The organism is Butyrivibrio sp. WCD3002 (assembly GCF_000424265.1).
Classification (GTDB): domain Bacteria; phylum Bacillota; class Clostridia; order Lachnospirales; family Lachnospiraceae; genus Butyrivibrio.
In genome coordinates this window covers 34240-40332 of sequence record NZ_AUJO01000028.1, presented here as the reverse complement: position 1 = coordinate 40332, position 6093 = coordinate 34240, and the positions used below count along the sequence as shown (strand labels likewise).

Annotated in this window: 6 protein-coding genes, 3 tRNA genes and 1 rRNA gene; all 10 read left to right on the top strand. The window is 41.6% G+C overall.

Features of this window, described 5'->3' with window-relative positions:
- Positions 1-198: ribosomal RNA gene (locus tag G608_RS0116060) — 23S ribosomal RNA — on the top strand; the annotation flags it as partial.
- Positions 199-358: 160 nt separating this feature from the next.
- Positions 359-431: transfer RNA gene (locus G608_RS0116055), tRNA-Asn, on the top strand.
- 44 nt (positions 432-475) lie between these two features.
- Positions 476-547 (top strand) — tRNA-Glu (locus tag G608_RS0116050).
- A gap of 4 nt (positions 548-551) precedes the next feature.
- Positions 552-622: transfer RNA gene (locus G608_RS0116045), tRNA-Cys, on the top strand.
- 171 nt (positions 623-793) lie between these two features.
- Positions 794-1696 (top strand): S1 RNA-binding domain-containing protein, encoded by a 903-nt coding sequence (locus G608_RS0116040; RefSeq protein ID WP_026496863.1) that lies wholly within the window; start codon positions 794-796, stop codon positions 1694-1696.
- 79 nt (positions 1697-1775) lie between these two features.
- Positions 1776-2492, top strand: coding sequence for an NAD-dependent protein deacylase (locus tag G608_RS0116035; RefSeq protein ID WP_026496862.1), 717 nt, complete (start codon positions 1776-1778; stop codon positions 2490-2492).
- Between the two features lie 244 nt (positions 2493-2736).
- Complete coding sequence (gene rpsF, locus G608_RS0116030) at positions 2737-3027, top strand: 30S ribosomal protein S6 (RefSeq protein WP_026496861.1); 291 nt, start codon at positions 2737-2739, stop codon at positions 3025-3027.
- Between the two features lie 18 nt (positions 3028-3045).
- Positions 3046-3510, top strand: coding sequence for a single-stranded DNA-binding protein (locus tag G608_RS0116025; protein ID WP_026496860.1), 465 nt, complete (start codon positions 3046-3048; stop codon positions 3508-3510).
- A 61-nt stretch (positions 3511-3571) separates the two neighbouring features.
- Positions 3572-3835 (top strand): 30S ribosomal protein S18, encoded by a 264-nt coding sequence (gene rpsR / locus G608_RS0116020; protein WP_022763528.1) that lies wholly within the window; start codon positions 3572-3574, stop codon positions 3833-3835.
- Positions 3836-4033: 198 nt separating this feature from the next.
- Positions 4034-6085 carry a DHH family phosphoesterase gene (locus G608_RS0116015; protein WP_035795956.1) on the top strand — a complete coding sequence of 684 codons (2052 nt, stop codon included), beginning with the start codon at positions 4034-4036 and terminating at the stop codon, positions 6083-6085.
- Positions 6086-6093: the final 8 nt, after the last annotated feature.

Here is a 6093-nt window from a genome sequence, read left to right as displayed (position 1 = left end):
GCCAGATGCATAAGGCTGGGTAGCCAAGTCCGGAAGGGATAAACGCTGAAGGCATCTAAGCGTGAAGCCCCCCTCAAGATGAGATATCCCTCCTTTGTGGAGTAAGACCCCTTAGAGACTATGAGGTAGATAGGCACAAGGTGTAAGCATGGTAACATGTTCAGCTGATGTGTACTAATAGGTCGAGGGCTTGTCCAAACTAGGAAAACTTGCTGAGGTATTTCCGAAGCTAGTTTGAGTGTTGTTCTGGCGAGGTCTGAAAGACCGAGAGCAGAACTTCCAAATATAGAACATGATATGGAATAAGATGGAATAATTCAGTGTTCGGTTTTGAAGGTACGGATAAAGTAATTAATAATCCTCAATAGCTCAGTCGGTAGAGCATTCGGCTGTTAACCGAAGTGTCGTAGGTTCGAGTCCTACTTGGGGAGCTACAATACGGAGAAATCCGAAATAACCTGTACTACAGGAACACGGCTCCGTGGTCAAGTGGTTAAGACATCGCCCTTTCACGGCGGTAACACGAGTTCGAGCCTCGTCGGAGTCATTATGGTGACTTAGCCAAGTGGTAAGGCGTGGGACTGCAACTCCCTGATCGTCGGTTCAAATCCGTCAGTCACCTTTAAAATAGTCTTAAGTGTCAAATATGACATTTAAGGCTTTTTTGTTGTATACAATTAGAGATTTAGCCTTGAAAATGCTCTTTATCGTTAAAAAAATGATGTTAAGACAAATTACTCGGTGTATAATTTTATTTGTAGGTCAATAACTTTAGTTTGGGGAGGAATTCAAAATGGAATCAATGGAAGATTTTAAGGATGAAATAGACAGATCATTCAGACAGATAGCAGAGGGTGATATAGTTACCGGTACTGTTATCGGAGTTGATGAGTCTGAAGTTCTGTTGGATATTAAATATTTCACTCAGGGCGTTATAAAAGCCGAGGACTTCTCGGATGATCCAAAGTTTTCTATAAGAACTGATGTGAAGGTTGGAGATGAGGTTTCTGCAACTGTTGTAAAAACAGATGATGGTAATGGAAATATACTTCTTTCCAGAAAAGAAGCAACTAAGGTTCTTGCATGGGATAAGCTCAAGGAACTGATGGATTCTAATCAGAATGTGACAGTTACCGTAATTGAAGCAGTTAAGGGCGGTGTTGTAGCATTCCTTGAGGGTATAAGAGGTTTTATTCCTGCATCAAAGCTTTCTCTTAATTATGTAGAAGAGGGGGCCCTTGATGATTTTGTTAATAAGAAGCTTGAAGTCAGAGTAATTACTGCTGATGAGACTAATAAGAAGCTGGTAATGTCAGCTAAGGAAATACTTAAAGAAAAGGCAGATGAAGAGAGAGCTGCCAAGGTTTCAAATGTACAGGTTGGACTTGTTACAGAGGGTACAGTAGAGAGTCTTCAGGATTACGGTGCATTCATTAATCTTGGAAACGGACTTTCCGGACTAGTGCATATTTCTCAGATTTCAAATCAGAGAATCGCTCATCCCAGTGCAGTACTGAAGGTTGGCGATAAAGTAAAGGTTAAGGTTACAGCAATTAAGGATGGTAAGCTCAGTCTGAGTATGAAGGCACTTCAGGATGTAGCAGCAACTGAGATCACTGAAGAAAAGATTGAATTCGAGAGTGAAGGAGAAGCAACTACATCACTTGCGGATCTTCTTAAGAAGGCAGGATTCTGATAAAAAAGATGATTTAGACTTAACTCTAAAAGTTTTTCTGTTGCAGTAGTGGTAGTTTTTCATGAGGAAGGCGATGGCTATGGATGATAATATCAGAGAACTTAAGGAACTAATAGATGGATCTGACAATATTGTATTTTTCGGCGGTGCCGGGGTGTCAACGGAAAGCGGTGTTCCGGATTTTAGAAGTGAGGATGGGCTGTACCATCAGCATTATAAATATCCTCCGGAGCAGATGCTTAGTCACAGCTTTTATGTGAGAATGCCGGAGGAGTTTTTCAGATTCTATAAGGATAAGCTTCTGATCAAGGGAATTAAGCCTAACAAAGCGCATCTTAAGCTTGCGGAATGGGAGAAGCAGGGAAAACTTAAGGCAGTTATAACTCAGAATATTGATGGTCTGCATCAGGCTGCAGGAAGTAAAGAAGTCCTTGAGCTTCACGGAAGCGTTCACAGGAATTATTGTGAGAGATGCGGGAAGTTCTATGATTTTGATTTTATGGCGGAGTGCGAAGGCGTACCTTACTGCGAGTGTGGCGGAAGGATTAAACCGGACGTGGTTTTATATGAAGAAGGCCTTGATATGTCAATAATGAGTAAGGCTGTTGATTATATAGCAAACGCGGACGTACTTATAATAGGCGGAACATCGCTGGTTGTTTATCCTGCTGCAGGGCTTATTGATTATTATAGGGGACACAAGCTTGTGCTCATAAACAAGCAGGCCACCACAAGAGATGGTCAGGCAGATCTGGTAATTCAAGGACCCATTGGAGAGGTACTGGGGCAGCTTTGATTGATATGTCTACTTACATGAATCATGGGGATCTGCACTCGCGGTGGATTAGTTAATATCATGATTCAGTAACGTATGATTTGTCAGTAAATTTAACGAAGGTTCTGACTATCATAAAATAGAGATTTTTTGATTGATATAGCTTGCAATAAAAGGGATGTTGTGCTAAAGTATATCTCTGTGATAATTTCCTTGTTACCGTAATGTAAACGGTAGCCAGAGACCAAAAGGAGGTAAAGAAAGCATGACAAAATATGAGTTAGCCGTAGTCGTTAGCGCTAAGATCGAAGACGACGCAAGAGCAGCAGCTGTTGACAAGTGCAAGGCTTTGATCGAGAGATTCGGCGGACAGATTACAGATGTTGATGAATGGGGCAAGAAGAAGCTTGCTTACGAGATCAACAAGATGAATGAGGGCTTCTACTATTTCATTCATTTCGATGCAGAGACTACTGCACCTGCTGAAATCGAGAAGCGTGTCCGTATCGTCGATGGCGTCATTCGTTATCTTATCGTTAAGCAGAACGAGGCCTAAGAGAAAGAGGACGAAGATATGAATAAAGTTATACTGATGGGACGATTAACAAGAGACCCCGATGTTAGATATTCTCAGGGGGAGAATTCAATGGCAATTGCGAGATACACACTTGCTGTAGATCGCAGAGGCAGAGGTAACAACAACCAGGATGGTCAGACTGCTGACTTTATCAACTGTGTTGCATTCGGCCGAACCGGAGAGTTTGCTGAGAAGTATCTTAGAAAGGGTACTAAGATTTGCGTCACAGGCCGTATCCAGACAGGTAGCTATACCAATAAGGACGGTCAGAAGGTATACACTACTGACGTAGTAGTTGAGGAGCACGAGTTTGCAGAGAGCAAGAACACTGCAGGCGGAAATGGTGGCTTCTCAGGCGGAGCTCCCGCAGCACCATTCGATGGCGGTAACAGCAGCCAGGATTCAGGTGATGGATTCATCAATATTCCTGATGGAATCGACGAAGAGCTTCCGTTCAATTAAGTTATTGATTTATAAATGCCTTTATGGCATTGTTGACTGAATTTGATAAGGAGGTACCACAATGGCTTTCAATAAGTCTGATAGAACCGATTCTCCTGTAAGAAGAAAAGGTGGTATGCACAGAAGAAAGAAAGTTTGCGTATTCTGTGGAAAAGACAATGTGATCGATTACAAGGACACAGCAAAGCTTAAGAAGTTCGTTTCTGAGAGCGGCAAGATCCTTCCCAGACGTATCACAGGTAACTGCGCAAAGCACCAGAGAGAGCTTACATCTGCTATTAAGAGAGCAAGACATCTTGCACTTATGCCTTACGAGGCAGAGTAATAGCAATAGCTATTTCAAGTGATTATAGAGACACTCACTAGATTTATTCTATTGAGTGTCTTTTTTTGTACACCTTAGGAAGTAAAATTGAAAATGCAGAAATTTAGAAGAGTAAAGTAAGTTCCCTCGAAATTAAAATCTGTGTTATCATATATAAGTAAAAATAGCGGTACCTCACGCTTTACGATGGAGAGGAATATGCAGAAAAACAGAATTAGGCTTAAAGGAAAACTCAAGACATTTCTATATATTTTCATCTATCTTGGAATACTTCTGGCGCTTGTTACGATAGCTGTCCTGACGGTTGATTTTACGGCGGGACTGATTGTGGCGGCTTTTGCGCTTTTGTATTTTATGGCTGTTATCTATTTGGATTTTTATAACAAGCCCATCATAATGAATGAGCTTATAAGCTTTGCCACGGAGTATGGACAGATTCAGAAGAGATTGTTAAGAGATCTTGATCTGCCTCATGCACTGCTTGATGATTCGGGTAGAGTTGTTTGGACAAATACAGCTTTTGAGAAGGCTATTCATCAGGAGAAGGGATTCCATAAATCCATAACAGCACTTTTCCCTAATATAACTACGGACAAATTCCCGGAGGGAGAGGAAGAAGTGCATCAGGATGTTACCTTTGAGGATAACTCTTATGTACTTAAGATGAAAAAAATATCCCTTGATGAGATGGCAGCAAACAGCGATATTATCGATGCTTCCGGATATGAAGGTTTCCTTATAGCGGTTTATTTATTTGATGAGACGGCTCTCAGACTTGCAATCAATGAGGTTGATTCACAGAGTCTTGCAGCGGGACTTATCTATATTGATAACTACGACGAAGCTCTTGAAAGCGTAGAGGAAGTTAGAAGATCTCTGCTGACAGCGCTTATAGACAGAAAGATAAATAAGTATATCGCTACCTGCGATGGTATTGCCAAGAAGATAGAGAAGGATAAGTACTTTATAGTAATGCCCAAGAAATCGGCGCAGTATCTGAAGGAAGTTCGCTTCGATATCTTAGAGGATGTTAAGACTGTAAATATCGGTAATGAGATGGCGGTTACGCTTAGTATAGGTATGGGACTTGATGGCCTGTCCTATTCTCAGAATTATGAATTTGCCCGTAACGCCATTGACCTTGCCCTTGGTAGAGGCGGAGATCAGGCAGTTGTTAAGACTCCTGATGAGATCATGTACTTTGGCGGCAAGAGTCAGAAGGTTGAGAAGAGTACCAGAGTTAAGGCGAGAGTTAAGGCTCACGCCCTTAAGGAGATCATCAACAGTAAGGATACCGTTATTGTTATGGGTCACAGAATCGGTGATGTTGACAGCTTTGGCTCATCTGTTGGTATCTATAGAATAGCAAAGACACTTGATAGAAAGTGTCACATAGTTCTAAATGATGTGACTAATTCCATGAAGCCGCTGGTTGATCTTTTCAAAGGTAATCCTGAGTATGAGCAGGATATGATCATCAATAATCAGCAGGCCATTGATATTGCAGGTAATAATGCAGTTCTTGTGGTTGTGGATGTAAATAAGCCCAGCATAACTGAGTGCCCTGAGCTTCTTAAGTTCTGTAAGACTATAGTTGTACTTGATCACCACAGACAGAGTACTGAAGTTATAGAAAATGCCACTCTTTCTTATGTTGAACCCTATGCATCAAGTGCCTGCGAGATGGTTTCAGAAGTATTGCAGTACATTGATGAGGCTGTAAAGATAAGACCTGAAGAAGCGGACAGTATGTACTCCGGAATTATGGTTGATACCAATAATTTCATGAATAAGACAGGCGTACGTACCTTTGAAGCAGCTGCTTTTCTTAGAAGAAACGGCGCAGATGTTACAAGAGTAAGGAAGCTTTTCAGAGAGGATGCTACTGAGTATAAAGCAAAAGCCGATGCAGTAAGTCAGGCTGAGATATACCGCGGAGCTTACGCTATTTCTGTTTGTGATTCAAACGATCTGCAGAGCCCTACGATTATTGCGGCACAGGCTGCCAACGAGCTTCTGAACATCAAGGGAGTAAGGGCAAGCTTTACATGTACACAGTATCAGAATCAGATATATGTAAGTGCCAGATCAATTGATGAAGTAAATGTGCAGATTATCATGGAGAAGCTCGGTGGCGGCGGTCATATCAGTTCCGCTGGATGCCAGTTTGAAGGAATCTCTGTTGATGAAGCTATAACAATGGTAAAGAACCAGCTCGATACAATGATTGAAGCAGGCGAGCTGATATAAAAATTTGG

Excerpts from the sequence above, each read along its gene's own strand:
- G608_RS0116040 (WP_026496863.1), top strand. The coding sequence starts at position 794 with ATGGAATCAATGGAAGATTTTAAGGATGAAATAGACAGATCATTCAGA.
- G608_RS0116035 (WP_026496862.1), top strand. The coding sequence starts at position 1,776 with ATGGATGATAATATCAGAGAACTTAAGGAACTAATAGATGGATCTGAC.
- rpsF (WP_026496861.1), top strand. The coding sequence starts at position 2,737 with ATGACAAAATATGAGTTAGCCGTAGTCGTTAGCGCTAAGATCGAAGAC.
- G608_RS0116025 (WP_026496860.1), top strand. The coding sequence starts at position 3,046 with ATGAATAAAGTTATACTGATGGGACGATTAACAAGAGACCCCGATGTT.
- rpsR (WP_022763528.1), top strand. The coding sequence starts at position 3,572 with ATGGCTTTCAATAAGTCTGATAGAACCGATTCTCCTGTAAGAAGAAAA.
- G608_RS0116015 (WP_035795956.1), top strand. The coding sequence starts at position 4,034 with ATGCAGAAAAACAGAATTAGGCTTAAAGGAAAACTCAAGACATTTCTA.